This window comes from Gimesia aquarii, from assembly GCF_007748175.1.
In the GTDB taxonomy this organism is placed as follows: Bacteria; Planctomycetota; Planctomycetia; order Planctomycetales; family Planctomycetaceae; genus Gimesia; species Gimesia aquarii_A.
In genome coordinates this window covers 6,047,728-6,063,959 of sequence record NZ_CP037422.1, presented here as the reverse complement: position 1 = coordinate 6,063,959, position 16,232 = coordinate 6,047,728, and the positions used below count along the sequence as shown (strand labels likewise).

Here is a 16,232-nt window from a genome sequence, read left to right as displayed (position 1 = left end):
AATCAATCTTGTGAGCGAAAGTGCGCTAGCACTCGGTAAAATTCGACTTCAGGTTTCCCTGCGAAATAATACTCAATAGGGAATGCAGAATATAACGAAGAATATGATATCACTAAACCGGCGGCTAGCGCCGAACCGCTCACTATTTTGTCGATTCTTAAAACAATCCGGTGGGAAATGATAACCGTTTTTTCAGGACAAGATCTGTTCAAGATAGCCAGGACGCAAAACGTCTTCGCACCATTGAGCGGCGAGTAGGAGATCGTCGAATTTATCGGGGTGTCCTGTGATTTGAATCGCCAGCGGAAGCCCTTGTTCCGTGACAGTAACGGGAATGGAAATCGTCGGAAAACCGGTCATGCTCCAGGGAGCGTTCAGACTCGGATCACCCGTCGTTGAGATATCAGGCGCAGCCCCTACGGTAGCGGGTGAGATTAAAATTTCGTATCTGGAAAAGAGTTTTCTCATTTGAGGGGCAATCTGAGTCTGATAGTTCAAACTTGCCTGATACATTTCATCGGTGACTGCCCTGCCCGCGTCCAGAACCTGACTGATGGCGGTGCCGTAAGCATCGGGCTCTTGCTCATAGTCCTTCCCTAGATTCTGAGCCATTTCATATTGCATCAAGTTCAGATGGTTTTCGAGAATCGATGCAAACTCTGCAGGCAATTCACCATTTTTGACTGTCGCTCCAGCAGCTTCCAGTTTCTGTCGAGTTATTGCCATCGCCTGACGCATCGTTTCATCTGCTTTGCTTTCGAAGAAATCGGAGAGCCAACCAATCCGTGGGGCCTCTTTGACCGGTTCAATTAACAGCGGAAGGTATGTTGCTTGATCCGTCATCGCATCCAGCATCATCACCAGGTCCGTTAAGGTATGGGCGATGGGGCCGATGTGATCCAGATGCTCGGAAAGTAGAATCAGACCTTGGCGATCGACCATACCATAAGTCGGTTTCAAGCCAGCAACTCCACAGAACGAAGCAGGTCTGATAATCGATCCGCCTGTCTGTGTTCCGACGGCTGCCAGACACATGCCTGCGGCGACTGCAGCCGCTGACCCGCTGGAGGAACCACCGGGAGTCTGCTCCTGATTCCAGGGGTTTCGTGTGGGAGGTGGGTCAAAACAGGCTAGTTGTGTCGTCACAGTTTTACCGGGAAAGATAGCGCCTTCGATTCGCAGGTTTTCGACGACTGTCGCATCCCGAATGGCGGGGGAATCTTCGCGTTCTGGAAAACCGGCTTTGGTAGGCATACCTTTAACATCAATGATGTCTTTGATACCAACGGGGATGCCATGCAATGGACCTCTCCATTTGCCTTGTTTCAATTCTTGGTCAAGAGTTTCAGCTTGCTGGAACGCCGATTCCTCGTCGAGATAGGCCCAGGCGTGCAGGAGCGGTTCTTTTTGTTTGATTTGTTCGAAACAGGTTTCTAGCAGTTCGCCGCAGGTAAGTTGCCCTGCTTTCATAGCGACCTGAATGTCGGTGATTGTCTGGGGAGGTGTCTGGAATAGATTCATGTTCGGTTTCTGATGCATAAGTGAGGGTTGTGACCGGATTTTTGTGATTTTCGACGATTCACTTCCGGAATTCAAATGTCAGTGGCTTGACGCTTGAGAAATTAGCTTCATAATGCATGGTCCAAGCATTAATTCGCTATCTATGAGGGGGCGAAAAGCTGTCTCCGAGTATGGTGGGGTAGTCGTTGACCGGGTCAGATCTTAACCGAAGCAGCCCACAATGGTTTATTCCAGGTGTACGAGGAGGCAGCTTTTCGCCCCTTTTTTATTTTTAGTTCGACTCGTTCGAGTCCCCGATGCAAATTCAGTATAATCTCTCACTGGATTGTCAGACCAGAGTTACGTATTGTGAATCACTCTGGAATCTGATGATTATCGTCATTGGAAGTTTGCCTCTTACTGATTCAGATCTCTGAAAACAAGCATGTCTAATAAATCGATACAGTATACGGTGTTGGCCCGTCGGTTCCGTCCTCAGAATTTCTCGGAAGTCGTCGGACAGGAAATGGTCGCCAAAGCCCTTCAAAATGCAATTTGTGCTGATCGAGTGGCGCATGCGTACCTGTTTACCGGCGCACGTGGAGTGGGTAAGACATCCATGGCGCGCATACTGGCCAAAGCTTTGAATTGCCCGAATTCACAAGAGGGCATTCCGTGTGGAGAGTGTGAAGTCTGCCAGAATATTTCCGTGGGTAGTGATATTGATGTTTTAGAAATCGATGGTGCCTCGAACCGCGGGATTGATGATATCCGGTCATTGAGGGCCAATGTAAACGTAAAGTCGATGCGATCTCAGTATAAGATTTATATCATCGACGAAGTTCACATGTTAACCAAAGAGGCGTTTAATGCCTTATTGAAGACTCTTGAAGAGCCCCCTCCTAATGTGAAGTTTATTTTCTGCACGACAGAACCGAATAAGCTGCCAGATACCATTTTGTCTCGTTGCCAGCGGTTCGATTTTGGATACATTGAAGAGACCAGCATCTGCAACCGCTTGAAGCAGATTGCAGAATTGGAACAGGTCGAAGTGGATGAGAGTGCGATCCAGCTTGTAGCACGTCGTGCCGGCGGTTCGATGCGTGACAGCCAATCCATTTTTGATCAATTACTCTCGTTTGGCGATTCCCATCTGACAGCAGAAAGTGTGCACCGCATCTTGGGAACAGCCAGTGATGAGCGGTTGATTGAGTTGATTGACGCTTTGATTGACCGCAAGCGAGATGTGGCCCTTGCCCTGTTTGAGGCGGCTTTGAATTCTGGTGTGCAGCTCAATGAATTCGTCGATCAATTACTGAACTATCTAAGAGATTTATCAGTGGTTGCAACTGGTGCCGATCAGGTAACCTTATTGGCAATCTCTGAAATTAACCGCAGCAGTTTACAGAAACAGGCTCAGATTTGGGGAATTCAGACCTGTCTGGCTGCCTTTGAAATTCTGAATGAAGCACGCAATAAAATGTTTCGTGCCAGTCATGGACGAGCACTGGTTGAATTGGCATTGATTCGAATTTCGCTGCTGGAAGATCTGGATCAGTTGTGTTCCCTGTTGACAAATGGGGTCCAGATTCCTGCTCTGCCTCCCACCCAGCGACCTGCCTCACAGCCTAAAGGCAGCACGCAAAACGCTGTTTCTACCCCTGAGGTGAATCCATCTACTCAGAATGAGCCTCCTACTCAAAAAAAAATTGAAAAAAAAAGTGAAATAAATTCGGTTGTAACACAAAATTCAATTGAAAGTGCTACTTCGACAGCTGAATTGATCCCATTTCGCGCAGGAGTAGAAAGTTTATTGTTAACGCAACTCATTGAAATCAATGAAGATCTGCTAAAAGACTCTTTGAAGGGAGTGGAGTCAATAGCAATTTCTGGGCCGAAACAACTGGATTTACAATTCTCTAAGAGCTATAATTTTTCAAAGCAATACTGCGAGCGACCGGAAATCATGGTCAAACTCGAAGGATCGCTGGAAAAACTGACTGGGGAACGAATCAAAATTCGATTACAGGAGTCCTCGTCAGAAACGACAGCAGAGAAAGAAAGCAATTCAACGCTGACAAAAAGACGGGTTGAGCAGCGCGATTTATCGCCTGACTCAGACGAGTTTTTGCAGGAAGCACTTGCGGTTTTCAATGCGAAAAGTGTGCGGGTCAGTGTTTTAAATAAGCAAACAGAAGATGAAAAAGAGGATTCGTGACCATGTTCAAAGGACTGGGAAATATCGCCGGCATGATGAAACAATTTTCAGAGATGCAGGGGCGCATGCAGGAAATGCAGGAGAAATTGGGAAAGCTTCGATTTGAAGGTTCCGCCGGGGGTGGAATGGTTAACGTCGAAGCCAATGGTCAGCAGAAAATTCTGAGTTACAAGATAGATCAGACTCTACTCGACAGTGATGATAAGGAGATGCTCGAAGACCTTTTGACCGCGGCAACCAATCAGGCATTGGAAAAGGCTCGTGAAGGGGCCGCCGAAGAAATGGCTCAACTGACGGGAGGAATGAATATTCCCGGATTGGATGAGGCATTGGCAAAATTCAATCCGAATGCTTAGTACGTTTCTAACTGGCGATCGTTTTCATCGATCTCCAGATAAGAGTTCGCGATTCTTCAGTTGTAAAAGATTCAGTGTTATGTCGATACGTGGAAGAGAGAGTCAGTCTCATCCTTATGGTTCCAGTGTGGGACAATTGATCGATCAATTTGCCACTCTGCCTGGGATTGGTCGCAAATCTGCAGAGCGACTCGCTCATTATATTTTATCGATATCCGAAGGAAATGCGCGGCAGTTGGCTGATGCAATCATGGCTGTCAAACAGTCCGTACGGCCCTGCACCGTTTGTTACAACCTTACCGAAAATGAAGTCTGTAGCATCTGTGCGGATACTCGACGGGATAAAACGCTGGTTTGTGTTGTAGAGCAACCACGCGATGTGGTCTCTCTGGAAGCAACCAGTTCCTTTCAGGGAGTTTATCACGTTCTACAAGGACGGATTTCCCCTTTGGAGGGAGTGGGGCCTGAAAAACTGACAATCGATGCGCTCGTTCGTCGTGTGAAACAGGATGGTGTCAGCGAGATCATCATGGCGACAAACCCGACACTCGAAGGGGATGGGACGGCTTTATACATATCAAATCTTTTAGAAAACGAAAATGTCGAAATTACCAGATTGGCGCGGGGGATTGCTTCTGGGAGTGTGCTAGAGTTTGCTAACAAAGAGATGTTATCTGATGCGTTACAGGGGCGACAACGTTTTTAAAAAAAACGCTGGTTTTATTTACACTACATTACATATGAGTTTGGATTCGGATAATACATGCATCTGAATATTTCCCAGCAAATGAAACTGGGCCAGCAAATGAAGCTGGCACCCAGAATGATTCAGTCGATGGAAATCTTACAGCTTCCATTACAGGCGCTGGAAGAACGCATCGACCAGGAACTGGAAGAGAACGTCTGTCTGGAACGTGAGAGTAACAACGAGAGTACCCCCGACACTGAATCGGAACTTCTGCGTGATCAAGCGAACTCAGAATCGAACGGCCATGAGATTGACGAAAAAGAAATCATCGCGGGGAGTGAGCAGAATAACGAGTCGGACTTTGAGCGTTTATTAGAGATGGCAGAGCAATGGCCGGAAGATAATGTGACTTCAGCCACGAAGCCTTCAGCGAACCGTATCAGCGATGATATGGAACGTAGTAATGACGCCGTTGCGAATATTTCAGAACGACAACAGACAATTAATGAATACCTGGTGGAACAGTTTCATTTCTTCAATTGTTCTCCGGAAGTGCGGGAATTTGGTGAGTATCTCATTCAAAACCTGGACCATAATGGTCGGTTGCAAAGCTCATTGCCTGAGATCGTACAGGTTTATGAGAAAAAAATCTCACAAGAAGATGCGGAAGCAGCGCTCCGTTTAATTCAAAAATGTGATCCTCCTGGCGTGGGAGCCAGAGATCTGAAGGAATGTTTGCTGCTCCAGTTGAAACCGGATGCACCATTTCGAGAAGTGCTGGTCACATTGATTTCTTCTCATCTGGATGACCTGGGGCAGAACCGTCTTCCCGTGATTCAACGCAAAACAGGCTATTCAATCGATACCATCAAGAACGCGATGTCGTATTTGCGTTATCTTGATCCTTTCCCCGGGCGTGGCTTTGAATCGGAACCCGTTTTGAAGGTCACACCTGATGTCTTTGTCAAACGCGATGAAAACGGGAAATATGTTGTCGAAGTGGAGAATGAATACACGCCACCACTAAGAATTAGCCGCTATTTTCAAAATTTATTGCGTAACAACGCAGACGATCAGACCAAAGAATACATTAAGAAAAAAATTGATTCTGCCAAATGGTTGATCGAAGCCATTGAACAGCGTCATAGTACTTTGAAACGTGTGGCACAAGCGATCGTCGACTTTCAGACAGAGTTTCTGGATAATGGTCCTGAGCACATTGTTCCTTTAAAGATGCAGCAAATTGCAGATGTGGTCGGCGTCCATGTAACGACCGTTTCCAGAGCTGTCGACGACAAATGGATTCAGACTCCACGTGGACTCTATCCACTCAAGCGGTTCTTTGGCGGAGGCACAAAGACGTCGGATGGAGAAGACGTTGCCTGGGGAATTATCCGCTTGAAGATGAAAGAGATTATCGACGCGGAAGACAAAAATAAGCCACTCAGCGATGATGCCCTTGTGGAGGCACTGTCTAAGGAAGGCTATAATCTCGCTCGCAGAACCGTGACGAAATATCGTAAAGCGATGAATATTCCTTCATCACGCCAGAGACGCGAATATTAATCATTTCGCTTTTGACCTGATAGCGAATGTTCCCAGCCAGTCCGTTTGAGCGAAGTTCGAGAACCATCTGCGTGATGGAGAACGGCGCCCTGCTCTTGAGTAATTTCACCGATATGTGTCAGCTTAATTTGTAACGGATTTTGACTTACAAGTCGTTTTCCGTCTTCCGGCGAAACGGTAAACAGTAGCTCAAAATCTTCTCCATCCGACAAAGCATGTTGCAACCGAGAGGTCTGTGGATGATCCAGGGTAACTCTGTTGCTAATGGGAATCTCTGCTGCATTAATTTGGGCACCAACTTTAGATTCGTCCAGAATATGGAACAGATCAGAGGCCAGGCCATCGCTAATATCAATCATCGATTTGATGGTCACGGATTGACTGAGCCGGTTTGCCTCATCCACTCTGGGGGTAAATGTGAGATGATGCGAATGGATGCTGCCACCTAACTTGCCGGTTACAAAAATCCAATCGCCGGGAGTACTCCCTGAACGTGTTACTGATTGTGCTTGTAGCGCGGTTCCAATAATTGCGACATTAATAACGAGCGGTCCCTGCCAGCTGTTTGTATCACCACCAATGAGCTGTACTTGAAACTCTTGTGCCAGATCAATCATCCCCTGCATCACGGCCTTAGCGAATTCTGGTCCTTTTGATTGGGGTAACGCCAGACTGACAAGTGCCGAATGTGGTTTACCCCCCATCGCTGCGAGATCGCTCAGATTCACGGCTAACGCTTTACGACCTGCCAGTTCAGGAGTAGCGGGTGGAAGCGTGAAGTGAGTCCCTTCCATCAGCATGTCTGTTGCCAGTAGTAGCTCGCGATCTTTGAGTGGTTGAAGGATCGCGGTGTCATCACCAATGCCCAGAAGATCCGTTTGTGAATCGGGGCACTGCTCACGAATCCATTGAATCAGGTCAAATTCGTGAAATGGAGGAGTCATGTTAAGCGTTTGAATTGTTTCTAGTAGACTATTTATCTGAAAAGGATCACTAACAAAGTGTTATTATACCAGGATTATATAATCTACAGCGAGAGTCTGAATGTCAGAGGTTTGTGATCTGAGTAAATTTTCAAGAACTACTCTGACTTAATACAAAAAAGCCCGGCAGATGTTTAGATCATAGCGCCGAGCTTGATAATCGTATAAAGGTAGATGAAGCCAAGAATCTCATTTAGTGGGAACTAGTGAGATTCAGTGGTAAATGACCGTACAATGTTTCATTTTTCCGGAGAATGTAAAACTTAAGCGGACTAAAGCTGGCTAGCTTTGAGTTGCTTAGTACGTAGGAAACATTACTCAGATTGACGGTCTCCCAGATGTGCAGTCCAACGAGAATGTCGCCTCTTCGCATGCCGTTGATAGCGGCAGGACTTTTAGGACGAACTTCTTCGATCAACATCCCCCCTTCGTAGCGAGGATTTAGCAGATGTTTTTGTGTTTCAGGGACTTTAGAGATTCGAATGCCAAGCAGTTCCCATGTTTTGTTGATGGTAGGGTCAGTCGAAACTTCTGTATTTTGAGCGCGAACAATGGGAGCACTTACGGGAGTCGTACGAACAACATTTCCAACGTCTACCAGAGTGATTTGAACGGTTTGAGTTTTTTCTTTACGTCGAATCAACAGGTCGATGGTGTCACCCACTTTGTGGCCCATTAAAGCCCGTTCCAGATCGGCACGGTCGACCACGTTTACAGAGCCTGCTTTCATGACGATGTCATCTTTTTGCAAACCTGATTTTTCAGCAGGACTGTTTTTCAGCGGTTGCTTGAGTACAAGCATCTGCTTGTCACCCTGCTTAACATCTTTGGCTTGAATTCCGTGATAAGTGTGGTCGATCAATTCGGTACTAATCAGGTTGGCAATAATTTTTCGAGCATCATCGATGGGAATCGCGAAACCGATTCGTTGTGCACCAGCGCGAATGGCGACATTGATGCCGACGACCTCACCATCAAGATTCAGGAGCGGTCCACCACTGTTTCCCGGGTTGATACTGGCATCGGTCTGGATCAGATTTTTGTATGATTGTTTTTCATTCACTTCAACATCACGCGAGAGCGAACTGATGATTCCGGAAGTGACGGTATGTTCGTAGCCAAAAGCATTCCCGACAGCAATGACGGTTTCTCCCAACATCAGATCTGAGGAAGTTCCTGGTGGCATTACAGTCAATTTTTTCGTGGGATTGATCTTGATGATCGCAAGATCTTCGCTTTGGTTTGAAGAAATGACTCGGGCGTTAAACGTGCCGCCATCTATCATTGTCACACGTAACGAATCGACACCATCCACAACGTGATGATTCGTGACAATATAGCCTCTGGGGTCGACGACAATTCCCGTTCCCATTCCATTGACTTTTCGGCTTTTTCCAGAGCCGAAGAGCGAGTCATCGGTACGAGCTGTTTTTTCGCTGTGGATGTTCACCACAGAGGTTTTAGCACGTTCGATAGCGCGTACCAGTGGAGTTTTTCTGATATCGGAAGCGGCACTATGTTCACAAAACGCACCTAATCCAGTGAGAAGGAGAGCGGTGCATAGTGTAAATTTATAAAAACACTTAATCATTCGGTGGCTCAGTTCATCGAGGTGGCGGGCGATTACTCGCGTGTGTCCTAGTTCCATCTACCGACCGGAAGCGATCCATCAATGCTCCGTAGAACTGGATATCGGAATGATTTCTATAGTGTCTTAATCATGAACACACTCTCTGGAATAGTTTACCTAGTTGACAGTGCGTTAATTTGGATAAACAGTATCGATAATTCGGCCTCGTCTTTGGGAAAAATGTGAGGCGATCTGGAAATCTCCTCATGAATTTTATGCGCACAGAAGCCGTAGCAATGAGGAATGAGTCGCTGGGGCAGAAATCGCCTTAAAATTCGTCATGAAAAAGATTTCTTGAATCAGAATTTAATCTTTTTTGATTTTCTCGAGCTTCTTTTTTATTATATTTTTTTGATCGTCAGGAGCCTTTTCAATCGCTTTTTTGAGGAATTCCACTGCTTTGTCAGTTTGTTGATTTTCAAGATAAGCTGTCGCTAAAGTATCGAGCAGGTTGGCGTCTCCAAATTCTGTCAATTCACATGCTTTTTGGGAATGGAGCACAGCTGCTGTTGAGTCACGAAATCGAGAGTCATCACAAGTGACGTAAAGCCAGGCGAGGTCATTGTGAGCGATTGCCGACGAGGGATTAAGCTCGATCGCCCTTTTATAGTCTTTGATCGCAGATTCAAACTGTTTTTTTTGCTCCCAAACTGATGCACGATTGCTGAATACTTCGGATACGAAGCTATTGGCTTTGATAGCCTGATTGAAATCCTGTAGTGCAGAATCCAGTTGGTTCAACTCCCGGTAGGCAATTCCCCTGGCATTCAAAGCAGAAATCATTTGAGGTCGAATGCGAATTGCTGCACTAAAGTCCTGGATCGCTTTCTTGATTTCCTGGTTGTAAAAGTAAACCAGTCCACGAATATGAAACGCGTTCGCGCGGGATGGTTCGAGTTTGATAGCACGATTGAGGTCTTGCAGTGCTTCCGCAGGCTTATTTTGTAAACGCCAGATATTTCCCCGATTAACATAGAGATGCGCGTTGTCAGATTCCAAAGAGAGGGAAGCATTGAAGTCTGCCAAAGCCTTTTCATATTGCTGAAGCGCCTGGTAGGCGATTCCTCTCAGTTGATAGCGATCTGCAGTAGGTGCCGCCTGAATCGATTGATCGAGAAGTTGAATCAGCACATCAGGGGCTTTGACATCAGTCTCTTTGATCCATCCCCCGAGAAGTGGAATCCACAGCCATTCTTTATTGCTTTGTGTAACAACGAGCACTTCACCAGGACTAACCTGATGAATAGTGCCAGTACCAGTTTTGATTTCCGCCCCTTTTGAAGTCACAATTTTGGTTTTGGAAAAGATTTTTGGTTCTTCCAATCCATAAACGACCTCAAAATCAAGAATTACGACCGTCAAAACTATCAATAGCGCCGCATAGAGTTCTCGTTTTCTTAACATTACGCTGGTGTCCAGGTCTACCTAATCGTTTGATTGTGAAAATTGGTACTTATTTTGATATAGTTGGCATATTTCGTAGTATTCCTATATTAACATGGTATCCTATAGCTTCATATAACTCTTTCCCAAACTAAAGGGAATTAGAAAATTCAGATGGTCATTTTTTTGGGTCGCGAACTACAAGCAACAATGAAAGGGGAGGAAAGTGAAACCAATGTTTAAGTTTTTATGTGCTCTGACGGCCATTACGATGATGACGTCAGCAGCTCAGGCTGGGAAATGCCGGGCGCAGCAATGTTGTGTGTCTGCTGCACCGTGTCAGACTGGATGTAATCCATGTGCGACCGTCGTCTGCAAACCACAATGCAAAACGGTCGAACGAACCGTGATGGTACCACAAATGGTAACCGAGATGCGCAAAGTAAAGTGCACCGAGTACCATCCCGAAACACGTCATCGTGATGTGACTGTTTACGATCTGGTTCCCGAAACGAAAGAAGTCACTCACACTTATACGGTTCAGGTTCCAGAAGTCCGAACGCGTATGGAAAAATACATTGCCTGTAAGCCAGTTTGGAAGACTTCAAAAAAGACTTATACAGTCAACGTTCCCTATTATGAAAAGCGGACAGGAACCCGTCTGGTTAAAAAGACAACTTGGAATGATGTCAAACAGGATTACTACGCGAACGTGCCTTACACCGAAAAACGAACAGGTACACGCCAAGTTCAAAAAATGGTTATGAAGGATGTCAAGCAAGAGTACTGTGTCCGAGTTCCTTATACAGAAAAGTGTCAGGGAACACGCACTGTTATGAAATGCGTTCCTGTGAAGAGTTACCGCATGGTCTGTGAAGATCAAGGGCATTGGGAAGAGCGTCCGATCAAGTCTGCCTGCCCTGCCCCTGCTTGTGGTGATTGTGGAACTTGTGACAATTGTTGCCAGACTGCATGTGCTCCAGTTTGCACACAGCGCGTCTGGGTACCTAAAATTGTCAAAAAGAAAGTCGAGTACACTTCGTATCAACGTCAGTGCGAACAAGTCCCTTATACTTATGAAGTCCAACGTTGTAAGTTGGAAAAGCGGACTCGTACCGTGAAAGTATGTGAAACCGTTTGTGTTCCTGAAAAATACACTTATCACGTTCAGCTTTGTAAGCGGGAAAAACGAACTCGTACTGTGAAAGTTTGCGAAGTGACTTGTGTTCCTGAAGAGTATACTTATCAGGTAAAGCTTTGTAAGCAGGAAACACGTACCTGTGACGTGAAAGTCTGCTCTTATGTCAAAGAGGAAAAAACACGTAAAGTGAACTATACGGTTTGTGTGCCACAGCAAAAGACCTGCACACGGAGAGTTACGGTTTGCAAGCGTGTGCCGAAAGTGGTCAAGCAGGCCTATACTGTTTGTGTTCCCAAGACGGTCGAGAAAGAAGTTCCCGTTCAGGTTTGTCGGCATGTCGCTAAAAAGGTCTTGGTCCAGGTACCTGATTGCGATGTCGACTGTGTGACCTGTAACTGAATGGCTGAGAAAATAGGGTAAGATCTTGTATCTTCCTCAACAGATTCGAGCCTCATACTTTCGAGTATGAGGCTTTTTTTATAGACTGAGGATGAGTGGAGTGTCATTTTTGAATTTTGGGGTGATCGAGATCATGGGAGTGCGCCAACGGAGCACGTAAACTACACTTCCAACCCGCAATTTCAAGCTTGACAAAGTACTAGAGTGAAGAGTTCCCCTGTTTACACGAGAAGAGAAAAGGGATGTCGGACGATTACTTAAATCAAATCAAGCCAGAACGATTTGCTGCAGAATTCGATGCTTTGTTAAAGACGGTTTCAGATTACGCGCACCGTCCCGAGACAGAGCATCTCTGGCCCGACGAATCGTGGGAAGTACTCAAGCAAGCGGGCGTCCTGGGTTGGAATATCCCGCTTCAATTTGGTGGAGCCGATTTCAGTGCAATCGAGATGACATACGGCTATGCGAGTTTGGCAGAGGCCTGTTTAACGACAACGTTTGTTTTAACTCAGTTTAATGCGGCTTGCCAACGGATCAACTGGTCTGAAGATCATGATGTCAAAGCCAGAGTGTTCAATGAATTGGCAACCGGGGCGAAATTTGCCACGGTGGGAATTTCCCATCTCACTACTTCCAGACAACACTTGAGTAAACCAACAGTGGTTGCAAAACAGACAGCAACGGGGTGGTTGTTGGATGGCTTTGTCCCCTGGGTCACGGGAGCCGTCCATGCCGACTACATTGTGACCGGTGGCGTCTGTGAGGATGGGACCCAAATCCTCGGACTGGTTAGTACGGGATTGCAAGGTGTGGAAGTTCAGCCCGCGATTGAAATGTTATCGATGACAGGGTCACAAACAGGTCCCGTTAAACTCAATGAAGTGGAGATTCCTGCAGAACATCTGATTGCCGGCCCGGTAGAAAATGTCATGAAGCGTCCCGATGGTCAGGGAGGCGCCGGTTCTTTGACGACTTCAGCATTAGCTTTGGGCGTCGCCAGGCGAACAATTATAAAATTAAAAGCAGAAGCCGACAAACGCCCTGATCTGGAAGAAATCTATCAGCCATTCAATGCCGAGTGTGAAGTAATCTTTACCGATATGTTTGGTGCTTTAAATTCGGGAACACTGAACGGTTCAATTTCTGAAAAGATACGCGAGCGATCCAACTCCTTGGTACTTCGCGCCTCCCAGGCGTTACTGGCGGCTGTGAAAGGTGCGGGTTTTGTCAAAGGCCATCCGGCAGAAAGAGCAATCCGTGAAGCGATGTTCTTCCTCGTCTGGTCCTGTCCGCAACCCGTCGTGCATGCCAACATGAAAGAATTTGCCTGTGTGCTTGACTGACGGTTACTATTTTTCCCCAGCCATCGCTTCAGCCAGATTCACAACATGGTCTCGCACACGTCGCAATGCATTCAGAGTTGATGTGTAAGAGACATTGATGTAGGGGTCGACTTTTTCCGCCGACAAATAATCTAGATGTTCTCGCTGCAACGTTTTGACTTTGCGTTTAATTTCTTCGCCGGATTGAACAGTCGCTGCCACGACATCAGCATTGTCTTCGATGTATGCCTTCGTGACATGCGTCAGCTGTTTCTCGACCATGTTGAGCAAATCGAGCAGCGAATCGTTATGCGCCTGGTCAAATACCCTACCCTGCTTATTCAGTTTCAGCCTGAATTTCGCGATACGCTCCAGGTAATCGCTGATCGATTCATACTCATCTGCCATTCTTAACTGACAGCGCCCATTTGAAATGATCTCCTGTGGCAGATCCATCGACAAGAGATGGGTAATATAATGCGTGATTTCATCCTGCATGCGGTCCAGCTCTTTTTCATCTTGAAAGAGCTTCTCAACTTCTTCCGGATCTGGCTTTTCTCGTGAGAGAATCCGGTTAAGAATTTGAGCCATTTCGTCACAGATTTCACCCATTTTAATCACTTCGCCACGAGACTGCTCAATGGCCAGAACCGGGGTTTCAAGAATGCGAATATCAAGGCTGGTCAGGTGTGAAATTTCCTCAGGCTGATCTTTAACAATGCGCGTCAGTAGCTTTGCGATCTTTCCCGCAAAGGGGAGAAATACGAGTGTATTCAAAATATTAAATACCGAATGAGTGGCGGCAATCGCCTTGACACTACCGGGATAACTCGCCTGACCATTGACCATGACGGCCTTTGTAACATCTGCATCAATCAGCCAGGGAATAAATTTGACATACCAGAAAAAGATTGTCGAAATCCAAATCACCCCGCTGATATTGAACAGGACATGAAAATAGGCGGCACGGCGAGCATTTGTGGTCGTACCCAATGAGGCGAGTAATGCGGTGACTGTGGTGCCAATGTTTTCTCCCAGCACCAGCGCAGCTGCCGTTTCAAAAGGAATGAGGCCTGTCGCCGCGAGTGAAATCGTAATGCCCAGCGTGGCGGATGAGGACTGCACCAGAATCGTCAAAATACAGCCAACCAGCATACACTGATAAAGCCCCACATAGGTATTCGCCGTAAAGTGAAGAAACCAGTCTTGAAATTCGGGCATGTCTTTTAAGAATTTGCAGGCTTCTTTCATCAGTTGTAAACCAAAGAAAACCATCCCAACGCCCATCACTGCCAGAGCCGTATAGCGCACTTTTTCGTGTTTGGTAAAGAGATACACAAATGCGGCGACACCCAGCATCGGGAGACCGTATTTGCCAATTTTCAGAACCAGAATCCAGCCTGTCACAGTCGTCCCGACATTGGCGCCCATGATCACTCCGATCGCCTGCGTCAACGACATCAGCCCGCTGTTCACAAAGCCGACAGTCATCACCGTCGTGACTGAACTGGACTGCACCAGAACCGTCACCAGAAATCCGACAATGGTGGCCAGAAGACGGTTATTGGTCACCGCGCCAATCAGTCTTCTCAGACTGGCTCCTGCAATGGACTGCAGCCCCTGGGACATGTATTTCATCCCGAGGAGAAAAATTCCCAAACCTCCAATGAGGGTGGTCGACATTTCAAACATAATATTCAGGGACCCTGTCGTGTTGACTCAGAACCCCAGCATTTTGTGTTGAGGAATGAGAGTACGCTTTGGTGTTCATTTGAATTGATAAATGTTAAGATTCTGCCTATTTATTATGAAGATCTCTTAATATTACAAGCCTCGGACAGGGCAGTCTTTCAACTCAGTATCAAAATTTGAGAGCTGATACTTGTGAGATCGCCTGATGAACGGTAAATCAGTTCATAGAGCCTGATTCAAATGACAGGATCAGAGCAGCAGTGGCTGAAAACAGGGCTTTTTCAAGCAGTTGCTCAACTTCTCAGGCCCCCGTAGCTCAATTGGATAGAGTGCTGGCTTCCGAAGCCAGAGGTTGCTGGTTCGAGCCCAGCCGGGGGTATATTTTTCTTCATCTAGCGAGTGCTGCGCCAGAATCCGAGCTGGGTAGCTTTAGAGTGCAGCGGCTTTGCAAGTCAATCATGTTCGTGCCGAACAGGATTGAACCTGATTCTTTTTTTCCATCCCTAGATATAGGTTTACTATGGAGTTTTATTTTCAACAAGATCTCAATGTTCGAAAAAATCTCGAAGAATTAATTCACTCTGCCTATGAAGGTAAATTAGTACCTGAGCAACAGCAAGAATTTAATGAAAACCTTCTTTTACATGGATCCCATTCAGAAGATAACATCGATGCAATTTCAAGAATTGAATTTGCACCACACAAAGTAAATGAACAAATTACAGATTTCTTTTTTCGTTTAAAAAACTACCAAACAGAATTAGCCGATATTACTAACCATTTAGAAGGCGAGCCTATCCCTGAGCACATTAAAGCTGCATTTCCACATTTGTCGCAAGAGGATTAGGATGCAACCTTTAGATACATTACCCTTTTATTAACACTCTTTGGTGTTAGAGTTCGAACAGAAGATAATTAACTAACGTGGAAGTAAAAAGTGCCATTCGGATCAGGTCGCGATGCAAAAGAGTTTGGAATGTGATTCCAAATAGAAAACAGTAAAAGACAAACGAAGGAAAGCCTATAGTGACTCTCCTTCGTTTGAAATGTATCACCGAGCATTCTTAGGAAATCGTTCCGCAAAAGGAAAGTGAGAATTGCGAATTCTCTCTTGTGCCATCGTGTAGTGCCGTTTCCTGTGTCACGGTTTGTTTCGCACATTCTGGGCGGGAAATGGGAACTTCTGGTGGTGCCGAGATTCCAATTCGGACCGCACCTTTTCGCGTTTCTAAAACTGTAACATGAATATTGTTACCAATTTGAATGGATTCATTGGTTTTGCGGGATAAGACCAACATTGAAAGACTCCTTCTTGTCATGGTGGAATAGGAACATGTTTCAAAATTCTTTTGAA

At 46.1% G+C, this 16,232-nt stretch carries 13 protein-coding genes and 1 tRNA gene; 8 read left to right on the top strand and 6 right to left on the bottom strand.

From position 1 onward, the window contains the following. Positions 1 to 192: 192 nt before the first annotated feature. Positions 193 to 1,521 (bottom strand): amidase, encoded by a 1,329-nt coding sequence (locus V202x_RS22975; RefSeq protein WP_197993055.1) that lies wholly within the window; start codon positions 1,519 to 1,521, stop codon positions 193 to 195. 424 nt (positions 1,522 to 1,945) lie between these two features. Between V202x_RS22975 and dnaX the strand changes: the two genes are divergently transcribed. The 4 genes from dnaX (at position 1,946) to rpoN (ending at position 6,328) form a co-directional block, all read left to right on the top strand. Beyond that, complete coding sequence (dnaX, locus tag V202x_RS22970) at positions 1,946 to 3,718, top strand: DNA polymerase III subunit gamma/tau (RefSeq protein WP_197993054.1); 1,773 nt, start codon at positions 1,946 to 1,948, stop codon at positions 3,716 to 3,718. 2 nt (positions 3,719 to 3,720) lie between these two features. Next, on the top strand, positions 3,721 to 4,074 hold the full coding sequence (locus tag V202x_RS22965; RefSeq protein ID WP_145179160.1) for a YbaB/EbfC family nucleoid-associated protein: 354 nt from the start codon (positions 3,721 to 3,723) through the stop codon (positions 4,072 to 4,074). A gap of 79 nt (positions 4,075 to 4,153) precedes the next feature. Beyond that, positions 4,154 to 4,780: a recombination mediator RecR gene (recR, locus tag V202x_RS22960; RefSeq protein ID WP_145179159.1), complete on the top strand. Its 627-nt coding sequence runs from the start codon at positions 4,154 to 4,156 to the stop codon at positions 4,778 to 4,780. 57 nt (positions 4,781 to 4,837) lie between these two features. Next, complete coding sequence (rpoN, locus tag V202x_RS22955) at positions 4,838 to 6,328, top strand: RNA polymerase factor sigma-54 (protein ID WP_145179158.1); 1,491 nt, start codon at positions 4,838 to 4,840, stop codon at positions 6,326 to 6,328. Here rpoN and thiL read toward each other — a convergent pair. From thiL to V202x_RS22940, 3 genes are all read right to left on the bottom strand, one after another. Next, the gene (gene thiL, locus V202x_RS22950) at positions 6,325 to 7,272 is read right to left on the bottom strand and encodes a thiamine-phosphate kinase (RefSeq protein WP_145179157.1); all 948 of its coding nucleotides are present in this window, start codon (positions 7,270 to 7,272) and stop codon (positions 6,325 to 6,327) included. The two genes, rpoN and thiL, sit on opposite strands and share 4 nt — an antisense overlap. A gap of 232 nt (positions 7,273 to 7,504) precedes the next feature. Continuing rightward, positions 7,505 to 8,959, bottom strand: coding sequence for a trypsin-like peptidase domain-containing protein (locus V202x_RS22945; RefSeq protein WP_232098649.1), 1,455 nt, complete (start codon positions 8,957 to 8,959; stop codon positions 7,505 to 7,507). A gap of 288 nt (positions 8,960 to 9,247) precedes the next feature. After that, complete coding sequence (locus V202x_RS22940; protein ID WP_145179156.1) at positions 9,248 to 10,345, bottom strand: tetratricopeptide repeat protein; 1,098 nt, start codon at positions 10,343 to 10,345, stop codon at positions 9,248 to 9,250. 214 nt (positions 10,346 to 10,559) lie between these two features. On the opposite strand from V202x_RS22940, the gene V202x_RS22935 reads away from it, so the two are divergent. Together V202x_RS22935 and V202x_RS22930 are read left to right on the top strand one after the other, a co-directional pair. Continuing rightward, on the top strand, positions 10,560 to 11,864 hold the full coding sequence (locus V202x_RS22935; RefSeq protein ID WP_145179155.1) for a hypothetical protein: 1,305 nt from the start codon (positions 10,560 to 10,562) through the stop codon (positions 11,862 to 11,864). 242 nt (positions 11,865 to 12,106) lie between these two features. Further along, positions 12,107 to 13,207 (top strand): acyl-CoA dehydrogenase family protein, encoded by a 1,101-nt coding sequence (locus V202x_RS22930; protein ID WP_145179154.1) that lies wholly within the window; start codon positions 12,107 to 12,109, stop codon positions 13,205 to 13,207. Positions 13,208 to 13,213: 6 nt separating this feature from the next. On the opposite strand, the gene V202x_RS22925 is transcribed toward V202x_RS22930, so the two are convergent. Then, positions 13,214 to 14,869 carry a Na/Pi cotransporter family protein gene (locus V202x_RS22925; RefSeq protein ID WP_145180755.1) on the bottom strand — a complete coding sequence of 552 codons (1,656 nt, stop codon included), beginning with the start codon at positions 14,867 to 14,869 and terminating at the stop codon, positions 13,214 to 13,216. A 314-nt stretch (positions 14,870 to 15,183) separates the two neighbouring features. Here V202x_RS22925 and V202x_RS22920 point away from each other — a divergent pair. Next, a tRNA-Arg gene (locus V202x_RS22920) sits at positions 15,184 to 15,257 on the top strand. 141 nt (positions 15,258 to 15,398) lie between these two features. Then, positions 15,399 to 15,725, top strand: coding sequence for a hypothetical protein (locus V202x_RS22915; protein ID WP_145179153.1), 327 nt, complete (start codon positions 15,399 to 15,401; stop codon positions 15,723 to 15,725). A 217-nt stretch (positions 15,726 to 15,942) separates the two neighbouring features. Here the strand turns inward: V202x_RS22915 and V202x_RS22910 are convergent, their stop codons facing one another. Beyond that, the gene (locus tag V202x_RS22910) at positions 15,943 to 16,176 is read right to left on the bottom strand and encodes a carbon storage regulator (protein WP_145179152.1); all 234 of its coding nucleotides are present in this window, start codon (positions 16,174 to 16,176) and stop codon (positions 15,943 to 15,945) included. Positions 16,177 to 16,232 lie beyond the last annotated feature (56 nt).